This window comes from Citrobacter sp. KTE30 (genome assembly GCF_000398825.1).
In the GTDB taxonomy this organism is placed as follows: domain Bacteria; phylum Pseudomonadota; class Gammaproteobacteria; order Enterobacterales; family Enterobacteriaceae; genus Citrobacter; species Citrobacter freundii.
In genome coordinates, this window is sequence record NZ_KB976056.1 from 520,290 (window position 1) to 537,377 (window position 17,088).

The following is a 17,088-nucleotide window of genomic DNA, read 5'->3' on the forward strand; positions in this document are numbered from 1 at the left end:
GCTAATGGGGTTAATGTGGCGCAGGCGGAAGTGTTGAATCTGGAAATGGGCGCTAAACAGGTTTTGCAAGAAACCTTTGGCTACCAACAGTTTCGCCCTGGTCAGGAAGAAATCATTGATACCGTGCTCTCTGGTCGCGACTGCCTGGTCGTTATGCCGACCGGCGGCGGTAAATCCCTGTGCTATCAAATTCCCGCATTATTGCTAAACGGACTCACCGTTGTTGTTTCTCCGCTGATTTCCTTGATGAAGGATCAGGTCGATCAACTGCTGGCCAACGGCGTGGCGGCGGCGTGCCTTAACTCTACTCAAAGTCGTGAGCAGCAGCTTGAGGTGATGGCAGGCTGTCGTACAGGACAGATTCGCTTACTGTACATTGCGCCCGAACGTCTGATGCTGGATAACTTCCTTGAGCATCTGGCGCACTGGAATCCGATGCTGCTGGCGGTTGATGAAGCGCACTGTATTTCGCAGTGGGGGCATGATTTCCGCCCCGAATACGCGGCGCTGGGACAGTTGCGCCAACGTTTCCCAACCCTGCCGTTTGTGGCGCTGACCGCGACCGCGGATGAGACAACCCGGCTGGATATTGTGCGTCTGCTGGGACTCAACGACCCGTTAATTCAGATCAGCAGCTTTGACCGCCCGAACATTCGCTACATGTTGATGGAGAAGTTTAAGCCGCTCGATCAGCTGATGCGCTACGTGCAAGAGCAGCGCGGTAAGTCTGGCATTATCTACTGTAACAGTCGCGCTAAAGTCGAGGACACCGCCGCGCGTCTGCAAAGCCGTGGCATCAGCGCCGGGGCTTATCATGCCGGGCTGGAAAATGCCGTACGCGCCGAGGTGCAGGAGAAATTCCAGCGCGACGACCTGCAAATCGTGGTGGCGACCGTGGCGTTCGGTATGGGGATCAACAAACCTAACGTACGCTTCGTGGTGCATTTCGACATTCCGCGCAATATCGAATCCTATTACCAGGAAACCGGCCGCGCCGGGCGTGATGGTCTACCGGCGGAAGCGATGCTGTTTTACGATCCAGCTGATATGGCATGGCTACGCCGTTGCCTCGAAGAGAAACCCGCTGGGCAACTGCTGGATATCGAACGGCATAAGCTCAATGCGATGGGGGCGTTTGCCGAGGCACAAACCTGTCGTCGCCTGGTGCTGCTGAATTATTTTGGCGAAGGGCGTCAGGAGCCGTGTGGTAACTGCGACATCTGCCTCGATCCGCCAAAGCAGTACGACGGACTCATGGATGCGCGTAAAGCGCTGTCGACGATTTACCGTGTTAACCAACGCTTCGGCATGGGGTACGTCGTGGAAGTGCTGCGCGGAGCGAATAACCAGCGTATTCGCGAACTGGCTCATGACAAACTGCCGGTCTATGGCATTGGTCGCGAGCAAAGCCACGAACACTGGGTGAGCGTTATTCGCCAGCTTATTCACCTGGGCCTGGTGACGCAGAATATTGCTCATCACTCCGCGTTACAGTTAACCGAAGCCGCGCGTCCGGTGCTGCGCGGTGAAGTTCCACTACAGCTTGCCGTGCCGCGTATTGTGGCGCTGAAACCGCGCGCGATGCAGAAATCCTTCGGCGGCAACTATGACCGCAAACTGTTCGCCAAATTGCGTAAGCTGCGTAAAGTCATTGCCGATGAAGAGAACATCCCGCCGTACGTGGTGTTCAACGACGCTACGTTGATTGAAATGGCCGAACAAATGCCGGTTTCACCGAGTGAAATGCTGAGCGTCAACGGCGTGGGAATGCGTAAACTTGAACGTTTTGGCAAAGAGTTTATGGCGCTTATCCGCGCACACGTTGATGGTGATGACGAAGAGTAGTCAGCAGGGCAAAAAAGTGCCAGGATGGTGACTCACTGAACTATTCCCCCGCGAGTCATTTTTATGTTAACGCTATTTTTCACCGTTGCGTTGGTGCATATCGTTGCGCTGATGAGCCCCGGTCCCGATTTCTTTTTTGTTTCTCAAACTGCGGTTAGCCGTTCGCGCAAAGAGGCGATGATGGGCGTGCTGGGTATTACCTGCGGCGTCATGGTCTGGGCTGGCGTGGCACTGCTCGGCCTGCATCTGATTATCGAAAAAATGGCCTGGCTGCACACCATTATTATGGTAGGTGGGGGTCTGTATCTGTGCTGGATGGGTTATCAGATGCTGCGCGGCGCGTTTAAAAAACAGGATGTTGCAGCTCCCACTCCGCAGGTTGAGCTGGCGCAGAGCGGACGCAGCTTCTTGAAAGGCCTGCTGACCAATCTGGCGAACCCTAAAGCCATTATCTATTTTGGCTCCGTCTTCTCGTTATTTGTTGGCGACAACGTCGGAACGGGAGCGCGTTGGGGGATTTTTGCCCTGATTATTGTGGAAACGCTGGCGTGGTTTACCGTGGTTGCCAGCCTGTTTGCGCTGCCGAAGATGCGTCGTGGCTATCAGCGCCTGGCGAAGTGGATTGACGGTTTTGCCGGGGCGCTGTTCGCGGGTTTCGGCATCCACCTGATTATTTCGCGCTAAGTTTGTTACCCGCCTGGGAGTCCCAGGCGGAGTACGGTTTATTGCGCAAGCTTCTGTAATTCATCCTTCGAAAGGCCGGTCATTTCTATAATCGCATCGGTATCAAGACCTCGCTTGAGCATTGCTTTTGCTACATCAGTGAGGGCAATGCGTTTGCCCTCTTCACGGCCTATCTGCTTTAGTTGATCCGCCATTGTCATCAGTTTGTCTCCATGCTGCGGCACACGCTGTGCCAGCTTATACAGTAATGTCTGAACATCTTGTGTATTCCCTGCTTGCACCATGTAGTTTACCAGCACGGTTATTTGTTGTCCGCTCATCTTCTCCAGCATAAACAGGCGGGTAAGTTTATCCAGCAGCTGTGCCATGTCGCGCTGGCGAATATGCTTTTGCACTAATGTCAGCGCCGCCATACTGCGATGCTGCATGATTTCATCATCTGGAATAACCGTCACATCCACCAACGGAAACGGTGTGCTGTAAAGTTGAAGGGCGGTTCCCGAATCCTCAAAGTGATCCAGCCAGTTCATTGAGCCTTGCCATGGGCTTTGCTTGCCATGGTAAAAGAGCACTGGAATCACCAGCGGTAGAGTGTCGTTTCCAGCCTCAAGATGACGTTGCATCGCGGCGATAGCGTAGCGCATCAGGCGAAATGACATATGCTTGTCAGGTGAGCTTTGATGCTCGATGAGCACATGTACATAGCCATGCCCGCTGGTGGTTTCCAGTGAGTAGAGAATATCGCTGAAATAGGGGCGCAGATCGTCCTCCACAAAACTGCCTGATTCCAGACGGAGCGTTTCCAGTTTGCAGATTTTGATTAACGAGGGAGGAAGATGAAGTTCGATAAAGTCCCGCGCGGTTTCCACGCGGGAGAGGAAGGTCTTAAATACTGCGTCATGGGGTGTCGTTGCTTCCGCCATCGTCCATCATCCGTGAGAAGTGAGAGTGGCGGCATTCTTACTCTGGTATTCAACACCTAACAGCACAGAATAAAAGACTTTTCCTCCTTTGCGGCTAAGTACGGAAAGTCATATTCAGACGCTCATACTGTTAGCATTTCTTTGCGAGTGCCGTTCCATTGGCTAGGCATGCCTTGCCGATGCCAGCAGGGCGCCTATCAACATAAACAGCGAACCGAACACTTTGTTCAGCGCCTTCATTTGCTTTGGCCCTTTAATCCAGCCAGCAATGCGCGTGGCCAGCGTCGCGTAACCGATCATCACAATGATATCGACCACGATGGTCGTAACGCCAAGCACCACGTACTGCATCAGTTGCGGTTCCTGCGGCAGGATAAACTGCGGGAACAGGGCGGCAAGAAAAACAATGCTCTTGGGGTTGGTCAGATTCACAAAGACCGCGCGTTTGAACAGGCGCCTGCGTGATTGTGTATTCGCCATGGTGTTCAGATCGATAGCGCCCGCAGCCCGCCATTGTTGAATACCCAGCCAAATCAGATAGGCCGCTCCCGCCCACTTCAGCACCTCAAATGCGATCACCGAACGTGAAAATAGCGTTCCCAGCCCCACGCCAACCAAAACGATATGAATGCCCAGCCCGGTCTGTAAACCTGCAATCGACGCGCTGGCACCGCGATAACCATGGCTGATGGCGGTGGTCATAGTGTTGATTGCGCCAGAGCCTGGAGACAAGCTCAAAATAATAGAGGTCAGCAGGTAGGCGAACCACCATTCAAAGGTCATGAGAAACTCCCGGATTGTCTATTTTTATGCCACAATACGCTACTGCCGTTAGGTTGTATCAGCGACGGCGAAAAAAACGATTTTACTTGGTCAGCGAGGCTGGATACCCGATGTTTCAGCAGCAAAAAGACTGGGAAACAAGAGAAAACGCGTTTGCTGCTTTTTCCATGGGGCCACTGACAGATTTCTGGCGTCAGCGGGAAGAAGCGGAATTTACGGGCGTGGATGATATCCCCGTACATTTTGTGCGTTTTCATGCAGAAAAAAACGATCGCGTCATCGTCGTCTGTCCTGGACGCATTGAAAGCTATGTGAAATACGCTGAACTGGCGTATGACCTGTTTCATTCTGGTTTTGACGTGCTCATTATCGATCACCGTGGTCAGGGGCGTTCCGGGCGAATGCTTTCGGATCCACATCGCGGTCATGTCGATAACTTTAATGACTATGTCGACGATCTAACCGCCTTCTGGCAGCAGGAGGTGCTACCCGGCCCGTGGAGAAAACGCTATATCCTGGCGCATTCAATGGGCGGGGCGATTGCCACGTTATTCCTGCAGCGCCACCCGAATCAGTGTGATGCCATCGCGCTTTGTGCACCGATGTTTGGTATTGTGATGCGCTTTCCCGACTGGATGGTGCGCCACATTCTGGACTGGGCTGAAGGGCATCCGCGGATCCGCGAAGGCTATGCGATGGGAACCGGGCGCTGGCGGGCGCTGCCGTTCGGTATGAATGCGTTAACCCATAGTCGACAGCGCTATCGGCGCAATCTACGCTTCTATGCTGATGAGCCGCGGTTGCGCGTTGGTGGTCCCACCTATCACTGGGTACGCGAAGGGATTCTGGCTGGTGAACAGGTTTTGGCTGGCGCTGGGGATGATGCGACGCCGACGCTGCTGATTCAGGCTGAAGAAGAACGTGTAGTGGATAACCGCATGCACGATCGTTTTTGTGAACTCCGCGCCGCAGCGGGCCATCCTGTAGAAGGAGGTCAGCCGCTTGTCATAAAAGGCGCGTACCATGAGATCCTTTTTGAAAAGGACGCCATGCGCTCAGTCGCGCTTAACGCTATTGTCGAATTTTTCGACAAACATAACTCATCCAGCGGAACCCGCTTTGCCTAGAGGTTGAATTTTCTTATGTATCAGGTTGTTGCGTCTGATTTAGACGGTACGCTGCTTTCCCCCGACCATACTCTGTCCCCTTATGCCAAAGAGACGCTGAAGTTATTGACCGCTCGCGGCGTTAACTTCGTGTTTGCGACTGGCCGTCATCATGTTGATGTGGGGCAAATTCGCGATAACCTCGGCATTAAAACCTACATGATCACGTCCAACGGCGCGCGGGTGCATGATTCTGACGGGAATCTGGTTTTTTCCCATAACCTGGATCGCGACATTGCCAGCGACCTGTTTGGCGTAGTGAATGCAAATCCGGACATCGTGACCAACGTTTATCGCGATGATGAATGGTTTATGAATCGCCATCGTCCGGACGAAATGCGATTCTTCAAAGAAGCAGTGTTTAACTATTCCCTGTTTGAACCTGCATTACTGGAGCCTGAAGGTGTCAGCAAAGTGTTCTTCACCACCGACTCTCACGAAAGACTGCTACCGCTGGAGCAGGCGATTAACGCCCGCTGGGGCGATCGCGTCAACGTCAGCTTCTCTACGCTTACCTGTCTGGAAGTCATGGCGGGCGGCGTGTCGAAAGGTCATGCGCTGGAAGCGGTAGCGAAAGCGATGGGCTACAGCCTGAAAGACTGCATCGCTTTTGGCGATGGGATGAACGATGCGGAAATGCTCTCCATGGCGGGCAAAGGCTGCATCATGGGCAATGCCCACCAGCGCCTGAAGGATCTGCACCCAGAACTGGAAGTCATTGGTCTTAATGCTGACGATGCCGTGCCGCACTACCTGCGCGATTTCTTTTTAAAGTAATTGTTCTTTAGTTGACCAGTTGTCAACTAAACTCTCCGCTACAATGGATGTTCCCTGTTCTAAGAGACATCCATTGTGGCGCTACTCATCATTACCACTATTTTGTGGGCCTTTTCCTTCAGCCTGTTTGGCGAGTACCTTGCTGGTCATGTCGATAGCTATTTTGCGGTGCTGGTGCGCGTTGGACTCGCGGCGTTGGTGTTCCTGCCGTTTTTACGTACCCGCGGGCACAGCGTAAAAACGATCGCGCTGTATATGCTGGTGGGGGCCATGCAGCTTGGCATTATGTATATGCTGAGTTTTCACGCCTACCTGTATCTGACGGTTTCAGAGCTGTTGCTTTTCACCGTGCTGACGCCGCTCTACATCACGCTGATTTATGACCTGATGAGCGGACGTCGTCTGCGCTGGAGTTATGCCTTTAGTGCGTTACTGGCGGTGATTGGCGCGGGGATTATTCGTTACGATCAGGTAACCAGCCACTTCTGGACTGGCCTGCTGCTGGTGCAGCTTTCCAACATTAGTTTTGCCATCGGTATGGTGGGCTACAAGCGTCTGATGGAAACCCGCCCAATGCCACAGCATAACGCTTTTGCCTGGTTTTATATGGGGGCCTTTATGGTGGCTGTCGTGGCCTGGTTCATGCTGGGCAATGCGCAGAAAATGCCTACCACTACGCTACAGTGGGGTATCCTGGTCTTTCTTGGCGTGGCAGCGTCCGGCATTGGTTACTTTATGTGGAACTACGGCGCGACCCAGGTGGATGCCGGTACGCTGGGCATCATGAACAATATGCATGTGCCGGCCGGGCTGTTGGTTAACCTGGCTATCTGGCATCAACAGCCTCACTGGCCAAGCTTCATCATTGGCGCGGCTGTGATAGTGGCCTCACTGTGGGTACATCGAAAGTGGGTCGTTCCGCACTCCGCACAAACGGCAGATGATCGCAGGCGTGATTCCGCGCTGAGCGAATAAACGCTTCAGTGACCGGCTGTCGCTGCTCGCCATCACGCACGGCGGCGTACAGTCGGCTCCACAATCCATCACCCAGGGTTTTAGTCACTACTAAACCCTGGCGTTCAAAACTCTCCACCACCCAGTGCGGTAACGCCGCGATACCCATTCTGGCTGCAACCATCTGAATCAGCAGCAGGGTGTTATCCACGCTCTTCAGCGACGGGCTCACGCCTGCAGGCTGTAAAAAATGTCGCCAGACATCCAGTCGACTCCGTTGCACCGGGTAAATGAGCAGCGTCTCGCTGGCCAAATCTTCCGGCGTGATTTGCGTTTTGCTGGCCAACGGATGGTCAGGCGCCAGTACCAGGCGGACTTCAAAATCAAACATCGGTGAGTAGTGCAATCCGCTGCGCGGCAGAATGTCGGAGGTTAACACCAGATCCAGCTCATCCTGCTGTAGCGCTGGTTGCGGATCGAACGTCACGCCGGATTTAAAGTCCATCTCCACCTGTGGCCAGTTGGCACGAAAATTCTCCAGCGCGGGCGTCAGCCATTGAATACAACTGTGACATTCAATTGCGATTCGCAGCCGGGTTTGCTGCGGTTCGTTGCAAGCCTGCAGCGCACGACCAATTTGCGGCAACACCTGATTGGCTAACTGCAGCAGGATTTCTCCCTGCGGCGTAAAGCGCAGAGGCTGGCTTTTACGGATAAAAAGTCGAAAGCCAAGGCGCTGCTCCAGATCGCTGAACTGGTGAGAAAGAGCGGATTGGGTCTGATGCAACGTCGCCGCGGCGGCTGCCAGCGAACCGCTATTCCGCAACGCCTGGAGCGTTTTCAGGTGTTTAATCTCGATCATGAAAGTCCTTCACTTCGGCATGAACAAATTGCGCTTGAGGAATATACAGTAACCGCCAATTATGGATGTGTAAACATCTGGACGGCTAAAATCCTTCGTCTTTTAAATTTATGGTGCGTTGGCTTAGTTTCCCCACCCCAGTCACTTACTTCAGTAAGCTCCTGGGGATGAGTAAACTTGCCGCCTTCCCTAAATTCAAAATCCATAGGATTTACATATAATTAGAGGAAGAAAAATGACAATATTGAATCACACCCTCGGTTTCCCTCGCGTTGGCCTGCGTCGCGAGTTGAAGAAAGCGCAAGAAAGCTACTGGGCGGGAAATTCCTCCCGTGAAGAATTGCTGGCCGTTGGCCGCGAGCTGCGTGCCCGCCATTGGGAGCAGCAGAAGCAGGCGGGTGTTGACCTGCTGCCGGTAGGTGATTTTGCCTGGTACGATCACGTGCTGACTACCAGCCTGCTGCTCGGCAACGTTCCGGCTCGTCATCAGAATAAAGACGGCTCGGTCGATATCGATACCTTATTCCGTATTGGCCGTGGCCGCGCACCGACCGGTGAGCCAGCGGCGGCGGCAGAAATGACCAAATGGTTTAATACCAACTATCACTACATGGTGCCAGAGTTCACCAAAGGTCAGCAGTTCAAACTGACCTGGACGCAACTGCTGGATGAAGTAGACGAAGCGCTGGCGCTCGGGCACAAGGTGAAACCTGTGCTGCTGGGGCCGGTAACTTACCTGTGGCTGGGGAAAGTGAAGGGCGAACAGTTTGACCGCCTGAGTCTGTTGAACGACATTCTGCCGGTTTACCAGCAGGTACTGGCGGAGCTGGCAAAACGCGGTGTTGAGTGGGTACAGATTGACGAACCCGCTCTGGTGCTGGAATTGCCGCAAGCGTGGCTGGACGCCTTCAAACCAGCTTATGATGCATTGCGGGGCCAGGTGAAGCTGTTACTGACCACCTACTTCGAAGGCGTAACGCCAAACCTGGATACCATTACCGCGCTGCCGGTGCAGGGACTGCACGTCGACTTCGTGCACGGTAAAGATGATGTCGCCGAGCTGCACAAACGTCTGCCTGCCGACTGGCTGCTGTCAGCGGGCCTGGTGAACGGGCGCAACGTCTGGCGCGCCGATCTCAGCGAAAAATACGCGCAAATTAAAGATATCGTCGGGAAACGTGACCTGTGGGTGGCTTCTTCCTGCTCCCTGCTGCACAGCCCTATCGATCTCAGCGTGGAAACCCGCCTTGATGCAGAGGTGAAGAGCTGGTTTGCCTTCGCCCTGCAAAAATGCGGCGAGCTGGCGCTGCTGCGTGATGCGTTGAACAGCGGTGATACGGCGGCAATTGTCGAATGGAGCGCACCGATTCAGGCTCGTCGTCACTCTACTCGTGTCCACAACGCCGCAGTGGAAAAACGTCTGGCGGCAATCACCGCCCAGGACAGCCAGCGCGCCAACGCTTACCCGGTTCGCGCCGAGGCGCAACGTGCCCGCTTTAATCTGCCGGCATGGCCGACCACGACTATCGGCTCATTCCCGCAAACCACCGAAATTCGCGGTCTGCGTCTGGACTTCAAAAAGGGCAACCTGGATGCCGGTAACTACCGCACCGGTATTGCGGAACATATCAAACAGGCGATCGCTGAACAGGAGCGTCTGGGGCTCGACGTGCTGGTACACGGTGAAGCCGAACGTAACGACATGGTGGAATACTTTGGTGAGCATCTGGACGGGTTCGTCTTTACCCAGAACGGTTGGGTGCAGAGCTATGGCTCCCGTTGCGTGAAGCCACCGGTAGTCATTGGCGACGTCAGCCGCCCAGAAGCGATCACCGTGGAGTGGGCGAAGTATGCCCAGTCGCTGACCGACAAACCGGTAAAAGGTATGCTGACCGGTCCGGTGACCATTCTTTGCTGGTCATTCCCGCGTGAAGACGTGACGCGTGAAACCATCGCGAAGCAGATTGCGCTGGCGTTGCGTGATGAAGTTGCGGATCTGGAAGCAGCGGGGATCGGCATTATCCAGATTGATGAGCCGGCACTGCGTGAAGGTTTACCGCTGCGTCGCAGCGACTGGGCGGCGTATCTGGAGTGGGGCGTGGAAGCCTTTCGCATTAACGCGGCAGTGGCGAAGGATGAAACCCAGATCCACACCCACATGTGTTACTGCGAGTTCAACGACATCATGGACTCCATTGCGGCGCTGGACGCGGACGTGATCACTATTGAGACTTCACGTTCTGATATGGAGCTGCTGGAGTCGTTCGAAGAGTTCGACTATCCAAACGAAATCGGGCCGGGCGTCTACGACATTCACTCGCCGAACGTCCCGAGCGTGGAGTGGATTGAAGCTCTGCTGAAGAAAGCCGAGCAGCGTATTCCGGCTGAGCGTCTGTGGGTGAACCCGGACTGCGGCCTGAAAACGCGCGGCTGGCCGGAAACCCGTGCTGCGCTGGCAAACATGGTTAAAGCGGCGCAGAATCTGCGTCAGGCGTAAAAACAAAACGGAGGCTGATGCCTCCGTTTTGTTTATTGGTTTGCCTGGCGGGAATTATTTCTTCCCACCGTATTGCGCGAACCACTCCAGCATTCTCTGCCAGCCGTCTTTCGCGGACTCTTCGTGATAGCTCGGGCGATAATCGGCGTTAAACGCATGTCCGGCATCGGGATAGACCACGATTTCCGCTTTCGCATTGGCGGCGCGCAGCGCCTGACGCATTGTTTCAACGGTATCTTGCGGAATGCTGGTATCCTGGCCGCCATAAAGTCCCAAAACGGGGGCGTTAAGATCGGTTGCGATATCAACGGGATGTTTCGGCGAGTTGAGGGTTTTATCACCCACCAGTTTGCCATACCACGCCACCGCCGCTTTTAACTGCGGATTATGTGCGGCATACAGCCAGGTGATGCGTCCACCCCAGCAAAATCCGGTGATCATCAGTTGGTGCGCATCTCCCCCGTTGCGGGAGGCCCAACTGGCGACGTGGTCCAGATCGGCCAGTACCTGAGAGTCAGGCACTTTGGCGACAAGGCCGCTGAGCAACGTGGGGATATCGGCAAAGTCATTGGGATCGCCTTCGCGAAAATAGAGTTCTGGTGCGATAGCCAGATACCCTTCCAGAGCCAGACGGCGGCAAACGTCACGAATATGCTCATGAATACCAAAAATCTCCTGCACGACAATGACCACGGGAAGCAGTCCATCGGTTTGTTTTGGTCGTGCGTGATACGCTGGCATATCATCGCCTTGTGAAGGTATGGACGTTACACCGGCGATAATTTCGTTATCCGGAGTGTGAACCGTGGTAGACGTCGGTGGAGATACAGCAGGTGCAAAGCCAGATTGTCGTGTTGTCATGGTATTCTCCGTACCCTTAAATATTCAGCCAAAAAGCGCATTGTTAACTATAGACACATGCAACGAACCACATTGCCTTAAACGGGCTATCTTTTGTGCAGGGCTTCCTTACATCGCATCATTTATGTGATATGAATCACTATTTAATGGTAATTGAATGCAATTGATTTACATCAGAGTGATGACTGTCACGAAAATATGTTCATGCCTTCGGTAAAGTGTGTTTTTGCTTCTTCTGACAAAACCGATTCACAGAGGAGTTTTTATGTCTAAGTCTGATGTTTTTCATCTCGGCCTCACTAAGAGCGACTTACAAGGGGCTACGCTTGCTATCGTCCCTGGCGACCCGGAGCGTGTGGAAAAGATCGCCGCGCTGATGGATAAGCCGGTTAAGCTGGCATCTCATCGCGAGTTCACTACCTGGCGTGCTGAGCTGGATGGTAAAGCCGTGATCGTTTGCTCTACCGGTATCGGCGGCCCGTCAACCTCTATTGCCGTTGAAGAACTGGCACAACTGGGCATTCGTACCTTCCTGCGTATCGGTACGACTGGCGCTATCCAGCCGCATATCAATGTAGGTGATGTCCTGGTCACCACGGCGTCTGTCCGTCTGGACGGCGCAAGCCTGCACTTCGCGCCAATGGAGTTCCCGGCCGTTGCGGACTTCGAGTGCACCACTGCGCTGGTGGAAGCGGCGAAATCTATCGGCGCCACTACCCACGTGGGCGTTACTGCATCTTCTGACACCTTCTACCCGGGCCAGGAACGTTACGACACCTTCTCTGGTCGCGTCGTGAGCCGTTTCAAAGGCTCGATGGAAGAGTGGCAGTCTATGGGCGTTATGAACTACGAAATGGAATCTGCCACGCTACTGACCATGTGCGCAAGCCAGGGTCTGCGTGCCGGTATGGTCGCAGGTGTTATCGTGAACCGTACTCAGCAAGAGATCCCTAATGCGGAAACGATGAAACAAACAGAAAGCCATGCGGTAAAAATCGTGGTGGAAGCTGCGCGTCGTTTACTGTAATTCTCCCGCCTATTCAAAAAGGCCGACGCGTTCGGCCTTTTTATTTTGCGTAGTACCTCGCAGGAAATTCCTTTTAAACTGGACGTTTATACAGCACAATTCTATTTTGTGCGGGTAAGTCGTTGCTGTAAGGGGGCGTTGTGGATATTTCAATTATGATGAGTGCCGTGCTGGCGTTAGCCGCAGGGCTGCTGGTTGGGTGGCTGGCAACAAAAGCGCACGCCGACAGGATCCGTGCCGATCTCATCGAAGAACGACGTGAACTGGATATCGCGCTAAGTGCCGCCCGGCAACAACTCTCACAGGAAGCCCACTGGCGTGATGAGTGCGAACTGCTGAATAACGAACTCCGCAGCCTGCACAGTATCAATACCTCGCTGGAGGCCGATCTCCGGGAAGTCACCACTCGTCTGGAAGCAACGCAACAGCATGCGGAAGATAAAATTCGCCAGATGATCAACAGCGAACAGCGCCTGAGCGAGCAGTTTGAAAATCTGGCGAACCGTATATTCGAGCACAGCAATCGCCGCGTAGATGAGCAAAATCGCCAAAGCCTGAACAGCCTGTTGGCACCGCTTCGCGAACAACTGGACGGTTTTCGACGCCAGGTTCAGGATAGCTTTGGTAAAGAGGCACAGGAACGTCATACTCTGGCGCACGAAATTCGTAATCTCCAGCAACTGAATGCGCAGATGGCACAGGAAGCGGTAAACCTGACGCGGGCATTAAAAGGCGATAACAAAACGCAGGGTAACTGGGGCGAGGTCGTACTCACGCGGGTGCTTGAGGCTTCCGGTCTGCGCGAAGGCTATGAATACGAAACCCAGGTCAGCATCGAAAACGACGCCCGTTCGCGGATGCAGCCGGATGTTATTGTCCGATTACCGCAGGGCAAAGATGTGGTGATTGATGCGAAAATGACGCTGGTCGCCTATGAACGCTATTTTAACGCTGAAGATGAATTCACCCGCGAGAGCGCGTTGCAGGAGCACATCGCCTCGGTGCGCAACCACATTCGTCTGCTGGGCCGCAAAGACTATCAGCAGCTTCCGGGGCTGCGTACGCTTGACTATGTGCTGATGTTTATCCCCGTTGAGCCCGCTTTTTTGCTGGCGCTCGACAGACAGCCCGAACTGATTACCGAAGCGCTTAGAAATAACATTATGCTGGTGAGCCCTACCACGCTGTTGGTGGCATTGCGCACGATTGCCAACCTGTGGCGCTACGAGCATCAGAGTCGTAATGCGCAACAAATTGCCGATCGGGCCAGTAAACTTTATGACAAGATGCGGTTGTTTGTGGATGATATGTCGGCAATAGGTCAAAGCCTGGACAAAGCCCAGGATAATTACCGACAAGCGATGAAAAAACTCTCTTCCGGTCGTGGAAACGTCCTGTCGCAGGCAGAAGCGTTTCGCAGTTTAGGTGTAGAAATTAAGCGCGAGATTAATCCTGAGCTGGCTGAGCAAGCCACTACGCAGGATGAAGAATACCGCTTGCGCTCGGTCCCTGAGACGCAACAAGATGCATCTTGCCCCGATGGTGAAGCGGTAAATCAGCAATCAAACTAGTCCATTTGGGGTAGTTGAACCCGGCAGAAGGGTAGGGCAAATTGGCCCAATCTGTTACACTTCTCGAACATTTTTTGGATGAGCAGGCACTGAGATGGTGGATAATTCACAAGAAACGACGCACTTTGGCTTTCAGACCGTCGCTAAAGAGCAGAAAGCTGACATGGTGGCCCACGTTTTTCATTCTGTGGCCTCTAAATATGACGTTATGAATGACTTAATGTCATTTGGCATTCATCGTTTGTGGAAGCGCTTCACCATTGACTGCAGTGGCGTGCGTCGCGGGCAAACCGTTCTCGATTTAGCAGGCGGTACCGGCGATCTGACGGCGAAATTCTCTCGCATGGTAGGCGAAACCGGCAAAGTTGTGCTGGCGGATATCAATGACTCAATGCTCAAAATGGGTCGCGAAAAGCTGCGCAATATTGGTGTGGTGGGTAACGTTGAGTACGTTCAGGCGAATGCTGAAGCACTACCTTTCCCTGACAACACGTTTGACTGCATCACCATCTCTTTCGGTCTGCGCAACGTTACGGATAAAGACAAAGCATTACGCTCCATGTACCGCGTATTGAAGCCGGGCGGACGTTTACTGGTGCTGGAATTCTCCAAGCCGATTATCGAACCGTTGAGCAAAGCCTACGACGCGTACTCTTTCCATGTTCTGCCGCGTATAGGTTCAATGGTAGCAAGCGATGCGGACAGCTATCGCTATCTGGCGGAATCCATCCGCATGCATCCCGATCAGGACACCTTAAAAGCAATGATGCAAGATGCCGGGTTCGAAAGCGTTGATTACTACAACCTGACAGCAGGTGTCGTTGCGCTGCATCGTGGTTACAAGTTCTGACAGGAGAGTGGGGATGCCTTTAAAACCCTTAGTGACCGCAGGCGTTGAAAATCTGCTCAACACCTTTCTGTACCGCTCTCCTGCGCTCAAGTCAGCCAGAACGCGTTTACAGGGCAAAGTGCTACGTGTTGATCTCAAAGGATTTTCAACATCGTTAGTCTTGGTGTTTAGTGAGCGCCAGGTCGATATGCTGGGGGCGTGGGAAGGCGAAGCCGATTGCACCGTAATCACATATGCCAGTGTGTTACCGAAATTGCGTGACAGACAGCAACTCACCACGCTTATCCGCAGCGGTGAACTGGAAGTCCAGGGTGATATCCAGGTAGTACAGAACTTTGTTGCGCTGGCCGATCTGGCCGAGTTGGATCCTGCAGAACTGTTAGCACCCTATACCGGCGATATCGTCGCGGAAGGGGTCAGCAAAGTCTTGCGTGGTGGAGCGAAGTTCCTGTGCCATAACTTTCAGCGCCAGCAGCGCTATGTCGCCGAAGCGATCACCGAAGAGTGGCGCATGGCTCCTGGCCCACTAGAGGTTGCATGGTTTGCTGAAGAAACGGCAGCCGTTGAGCGCGCGGTTGAATCTCTGGCCAAACGGCTGGAAAAACTGGAGGCCAAATGACGCCAGGTGAAGTACGGCGCCTTTATTTCATCATTCGCACTTTTTTAAGCTACGGTCTTGATGAACTCATCCCCAAAATGCGAATCACGCTGCCGCTTAGGTTGTGGCGATACTCGTTGTTCTGGATGCCCAACCGACATAAAGACAAACCGCTGGGAGAAAGGCTGAGACTGGCTTTACAGGAACTCGGCCCGGTGTGGATCAAGTTTGGGCAGATGCTCTCCACCCGTCGTGACCTTTTCCCTCCGCACATCGCCGATCAGCTTGCGCTATTGCAGGATCGTGTTGCCCCGTTTGATGGGCTTAGAGCGAAAAAACAAATCGAAGAGGCCATGGGCGGGCTGCCCGTCGAGGAATGGTTTGATGATTTTGAAATCACGCCGCTGGCATCTGCGTCTGTTGCTCAGGTTCACACTGCGCGATTGAAATCGAATGGCAAAGAGGTGGTGATCAAAGTTATTCGCCCGGACATACTGCCGGTCATCAAAGCGGATTTAAAACTGATCTACCGCCTGGCTCGTTGGGTTCCTCGTCTGCTGCCAGATGGGCGTCGCCTGCGACCAACAGAAGTCGTCCGTGAATATGAAAAAACGTTGATTGATGAGCTAAATCTGCTGCGCGAATCGGCGAACGCCATTCAGCTACGACGTAATTTTGAAGATAGCCCGATGCTGTACATCCCGGAAGTGTATTCCGACTATTGCAGTCAGAACATGATGGTGATGGAGCGCATTTACGGTATCCCGGTTTCAGATGTCACCACGCTTGAGAAGAACGGCACCAATATGAAGTTGCTGGCTGAACGTGGTGTTCAGGTCTTCTTTACTCAGGTATTCCGCGACAGCTTTTTCCATGCGGATATGCACCCTGGGAACATTTTTGTCAGTTATGAGCACCCTGAAAACCCGAAATACATTGGTATTGATTGTGGGATTGTGGGCTCTTTAAACAAAGAAGATAAGCGTTACCTGGCTGAAAACTTCATTGCGTTCTTTAACCGCGATTACCGCAAAGTTGCTGAACTGCACGTGGATTCTGGTTGGGTTCCACCGGATACCAACGTAGAAGAGTTTGAATTTGCCATTCGTACCGTGTGCGAGCCGATTTTTGAAAAACCGCTGGCGGAGATTTCCTTTGGTCATGTGCTGTTGAATTTGTTCAACACTGCGCGCCGCTTCAATATGGAAGTCCAGCCTCAACTGGTATTGCTACAGAAGACGCTGCTGTACGTTGAGGGTGTCGGACGACAGCTCTACCCGCAGTTAGATTTGTGGAAAACGGCTAAGCCATTCCTCGAATCCTGGATTAAAGATCAGGTCGGTATTCCGGCGCTCGTTAGGGCATTTAAAGAAAAAGCACCGTTCTGGGTCGAAAAAATGCCAGAAATACCTGAACTGGTGTATGACAGTTTGCGCCAGGGCAAATATTTACAGCACAGTGTTGATAAGATTGCCCGCGAGCTTCACGCGAATCATGTACGCCAGGGACAATCCCGTTATTTATTGGGCATTGGCGCAACATTGTTGCTAAGTGGAACATTCCTGCTGGTAAGCCGCCCTGAGTGGGGGCTTATGCCGGGCTGGTTGATGGCAGGCGGTGTCTTAGCCTGGTTAATCGGCTGGCGCAAAATGCGCTGAATTTTTCATCGCCCAAGGCAGGCCGTGTAACG

At 53.4% G+C, this 17,088-nt stretch carries 15 protein-coding genes; 11 read left to right on the forward strand and 4 right to left on the reverse strand.

Annotation, left to right across the window (positions count from 1 at the left end; translation table 11 throughout):
• Positions 1 to 15 precede the first annotated feature (15 nt).
• Both recQ and rhtC read left to right on the forward strand, forming a co-directional pair.
• Positions 16 to 1,845, forward strand: a complete 1,830-nt coding sequence (recQ, locus tag WC1_RS00945; RefSeq protein WP_032948216.1) for an ATP-dependent DNA helicase RecQ — start codon at positions 16 to 18, stop codon at positions 1,843 to 1,845.
• 63 nt (positions 1,846 to 1,908) lie between these two features.
• Positions 1,909 to 2,529 carry a threonine export protein RhtC gene (gene rhtC / locus WC1_RS00940; RefSeq protein ID WP_003828942.1) on the forward strand — a complete coding sequence of 207 codons (621 nt, stop codon included), beginning with the start codon at positions 1,909 to 1,911 and terminating at the stop codon, positions 2,527 to 2,529.
• Between the two features lie 38 nt (positions 2,530 to 2,567).
• Here the strand turns inward: rhtC and WC1_RS00935 are convergent, their stop codons facing one another.
• A complete protein-coding gene (locus tag WC1_RS00935) occupies positions 2,568 to 3,452 on the reverse strand; it encodes an Rpn family recombination-promoting nuclease/putative transposase (protein ID WP_016151239.1) in 885 nt (294 codons plus the stop codon).
• A gap of 162 nt (positions 3,453 to 3,614) precedes the next feature.
• Entirely contained in the window at positions 3,615 to 4,235 is a 621-nt protein-coding gene (rhtB, locus tag WC1_RS00930) for a homoserine/homoserine lactone efflux protein (RefSeq protein WP_003841220.1), read from the reverse strand.
• 110 nt (positions 4,236 to 4,345) lie between these two features.
• On the opposite strand from rhtB, the gene pldB reads away from it, so the two are divergent.
• The 3 genes from pldB to WC1_RS00915 all read left to right on the forward strand — a co-directional run bounded on the left by pldB (position 4,346) and on the right by WC1_RS00915 (position 7,153).
• Positions 4,346 to 5,362: a lysophospholipase L2 gene (gene pldB, locus WC1_RS00925; RefSeq protein WP_003017911.1), complete on the forward strand. Its 1,017-nt coding sequence runs from the start codon at positions 4,346 to 4,348 to the stop codon at positions 5,360 to 5,362.
• A gap of 15 nt (positions 5,363 to 5,377) precedes the next feature.
• A complete protein-coding gene (yigL, locus tag WC1_RS00920) occupies positions 5,378 to 6,178 on the forward strand; it encodes a sugar/pyridoxal phosphate phosphatase YigL (protein ID WP_016151240.1) in 801 nt (266 codons plus the stop codon).
• Positions 6,179 to 6,253: 75 nt separating this feature from the next.
• Positions 6,254 to 7,153, forward strand: coding sequence for a carboxylate/amino acid/amine transporter (locus tag WC1_RS00915; protein ID WP_003844634.1), 900 nt, complete (start codon positions 6,254 to 6,256; stop codon positions 7,151 to 7,153).
• On the opposite strand, the gene metR is transcribed toward WC1_RS00915, so the two are convergent.
• A complete protein-coding gene (gene metR, locus WC1_RS00910) occupies positions 7,041 to 7,994 on the reverse strand; it encodes an HTH-type transcriptional regulator MetR (RefSeq protein ID WP_003841224.1) in 954 nt (317 codons plus the stop codon). The two genes, WC1_RS00915 and metR, sit on opposite strands and share 113 nt — an antisense overlap.
• Before the next feature lie 235 nt (positions 7,995 to 8,229).
• On the opposite strand from metR, the gene metE reads away from it, so the two are divergent.
• The gene (metE, locus tag WC1_RS00905) at positions 8,230 to 10,491 is read left to right on the forward strand and encodes a 5-methyltetrahydropteroyltriglutamate--homocysteine S-methyltransferase (RefSeq protein WP_016151241.1); all 2,262 of its coding nucleotides are present in this window, start codon (positions 8,230 to 8,232) and stop codon (positions 10,489 to 10,491) included.
• Positions 10,492 to 10,545: 54 nt separating this feature from the next.
• Here the strand turns inward: metE and WC1_RS00900 are convergent, their stop codons facing one another.
• On the reverse strand, positions 10,546 to 11,352 hold the full coding sequence (locus WC1_RS00900) for a dienelactone hydrolase family protein (RefSeq protein ID WP_016151242.1): 807 nt from the start codon (positions 11,350 to 11,352) through the stop codon (positions 10,546 to 10,548).
• A 265-nt stretch (positions 11,353 to 11,617) separates the two neighbouring features.
• On the opposite strand from WC1_RS00900, the gene udp reads away from it, so the two are divergent.
• From udp to ubiB, 5 genes are all read left to right on the forward strand, one after another.
• The gene (gene udp, locus WC1_RS00895) at positions 11,618 to 12,379 is read left to right on the forward strand and encodes a uridine phosphorylase (RefSeq protein WP_003017903.1); all 762 of its coding nucleotides are present in this window, start codon (positions 11,618 to 11,620) and stop codon (positions 12,377 to 12,379) included.
• Positions 12,380 to 12,519: 140 nt separating this feature from the next.
• Complete coding sequence (gene rmuC, locus WC1_RS00890; protein WP_096890398.1) at positions 12,520 to 13,950, forward strand: DNA recombination protein RmuC; 1,431 nt, start codon at positions 12,520 to 12,522, stop codon at positions 13,948 to 13,950.
• 94 nt (positions 13,951 to 14,044) lie between these two features.
• The gene (gene ubiE / locus WC1_RS00885; RefSeq protein ID WP_003017897.1) at positions 14,045 to 14,800 is read left to right on the forward strand and encodes a bifunctional demethylmenaquinone methyltransferase/2-methoxy-6-polyprenyl-1,4-benzoquinol methylase UbiE; all 756 of its coding nucleotides are present in this window, start codon (positions 14,045 to 14,047) and stop codon (positions 14,798 to 14,800) included.
• A 13-nt stretch (positions 14,801 to 14,813) separates the two neighbouring features.
• Positions 14,814 to 15,419, forward strand: a complete 606-nt coding sequence (gene ubiJ / locus WC1_RS00880) for a ubiquinone biosynthesis protein UbiJ (RefSeq protein WP_016151244.1) — start codon at positions 14,814 to 14,816, stop codon at positions 15,417 to 15,419.
• Positions 15,416 to 17,056, forward strand: a complete 1,641-nt coding sequence (gene ubiB / locus WC1_RS00875) for a ubiquinone biosynthesis regulatory protein kinase UbiB (protein WP_003841233.1) — start codon at positions 15,416 to 15,418, stop codon at positions 17,054 to 17,056. Before ubiJ ends, ubiB begins: the two co-directional genes overlap by 4 nt.
• Positions 17,057 to 17,088: the final 32 nt, after the last annotated feature.